Raw genomic sequence first — 1758 nt, 5'->3', positions numbered from 1 at the left:
CGCAGTCCCATGGCCTGCACGCTCTCGGCCACGCGCCGCGGTTCGTCACGATCGAGGGCGGCGGGCTTGCCGGTGTCGATCTGGCAGAAGTCGCAGCGCCGCGTGCACTGCTCGCCGCCGATGAGGAAGGTGGCCTCGCGGTCCTCCCAGCACTCGAAGATGTTGGGACACCCGGCTTCCTCGCAGACCGTGTGCAGCCCTTCACGTTTCACCAGGCCCTTGAGTTCGGTGTACTCGGGGCCCATGGTCGCGCGGGTGCGGATCCACGAGGGTTTGCGCTCGATCGGGGTCTCGGCGTTGCGCGCCTCGATGCGAAGCAGCTTGCGGCCGTTGGGTGCGGCCGAGTTATCAGGTGTCGGGGTATCGACGGAGGTCACTGGTTCACCCTACGCTCGTGGTCATTCGGCTTTGGCGTGCCCTGCGGCGGACTCGTCGGTCTGCAGGGCGGGTAGCGGCTCGGGACATTCGGCAAAGGCTTCGGCGCAGCGCGACAGAGCGTGGTCGGTCACCTCGAGGACACCGTCGAGGGCGCGGGCGATCGCGTCGGCGACCAGCGGCCGCACCTCGGCGACGGTCACGTCGCGGCCGAGTTCGCGGCTCAGGGTGGTGACCCCGGCATCGCGAATACCGCACGGCACGATGGCATCGAAACCGTCCAGACTGGAATCGCAGTTGAGCGCGATGCCGTGCAGGGCGACGCCGCGCTGCACGCGCACACCGATCGCCGCGACTTTGCGCTCGGGCAGGAACTGGTTCGCCGGGACCCACACGCCCGAACGGCCTTCCACCCGGCCGGTTTCCAGCCCGAGCTGCGCGCACACGGCGATCAGAGCCTCTTCGAGGCGACGCACGTACGCGACCACATCGACCGGTTCGGCCAGCCGCACGATCGGGTAGCCGACCAATTGCCCCGGCCCGTGCCAGGTGATCTTCCCGCCGCGATCGACCGCGATGACCGGGCTGCCGTCCACGGGCAGATCCCGCGCCTCGGTGCGCCGTCCGGCGGTGTAGACGAAGGGGTGTTCCAGCAGCAGGAGCCGATCCTGCCCGATGCCCTCGGCGCGTTCGTCCGCGATGGACCGCTGCAATTCCCAGGCTCGCTGATAGTCGATCAGGCCCAGATCTTCGACCGCGAGGGGTGTGCTGTCGAAGCGAGCCGACACCGCGCGGGGTAACGCCGCGGTGGCCGTCATGCTCTCGCTCACGATGGCGACGCTACTCCCTCGGGGAAGGTCCGTTGCATGAGTGTCAGGTCCATCCAGCGCCCGAATTTGTACCCGACTTCGGGCAATTGCCCGACGGTGGTGAAGCCGAACTTCTCGTGCAGGGCGATCGACGTGCGGTTACTCGACTCGATCGCCGCGATCATGGCGTGCACATCGCCTGTCTCGGCCCGCGCCAGCAGCGCCCGCATGAGCGCGGTGGCCACGCCGCGGCGATGGAATATATCTGACACGTACACCGAGTTCTCGACCGAGAACCGGTAGCCCGACTTCGGCCGGAACTGCCCGTAACTCGCGTACCCGGCCAGCTTGCCGCCGATCTCGGCGATCAGCACCGGATGCCCGGCCCCGGTGCGCGCCGCGAACCAGGCCTCGCGCTCGTGGATGTCGGCCAGTTCGGTATCCCAGATGGCCGTGGTCTCGGCGATGGCGTTGTTGTGGATCACCAGGATTTCCGGCAGATCGCTCTCGCGTGCGTCCCGCACCACCACGTCGGACGGTTGATTGGTCACGGGTCCACGGTATCGGCGAGGTT

General features: G+C 68.0%; 2 protein-coding genes and 1 pseudogene. All 3 read right to left on the bottom strand.

Annotated elements, in window-relative coordinates:
* A pseudogene (locus ACIRS4_RS36450) lies at positions 1 to 377 on the bottom strand (lipoyl synthase); the annotation flags it as partial.
* 21 nt (positions 378 to 398) lie between these two features.
* Positions 399 to 1193 (bottom strand): lipoyl(octanoyl) transferase LipB, encoded by a 795-nt coding sequence (lipB, locus tag ACIRS4_RS36445; protein ID WP_404204287.1) that lies wholly within the window; start codon positions 1191 to 1193, stop codon positions 399 to 401.
* Between the two features lie 8 nt (positions 1194 to 1201).
* Entirely contained in the window at positions 1202 to 1735 is a 534-nt protein-coding gene (locus ACIRS4_RS36440) for a GNAT family N-acetyltransferase (RefSeq protein ID WP_404204284.1), read from the bottom strand.
* Between the last annotated feature and the right edge of the window lie 23 nt (positions 1736 to 1758).

The sequence above is a fragment of the Streptomyces sp. NPDC101166 genome (genome assembly GCF_044768125.1).
Taxonomy (GTDB): domain Bacteria; phylum Actinomycetota; class Actinomycetes; order Streptomycetales; family Streptomycetaceae; genus Streptomyces.
This window is presented reverse-complemented; position numbering and strand designations above follow the sequence as displayed.

Coding starts and splice junctions, on each gene's coding strand:
- lipB (WP_404204287.1), bottom strand. CDS start 1,193: ATGACGGCCACCGCGGCGTTACCCCGCGCGGTGTCGGCTCGCTTCGAC.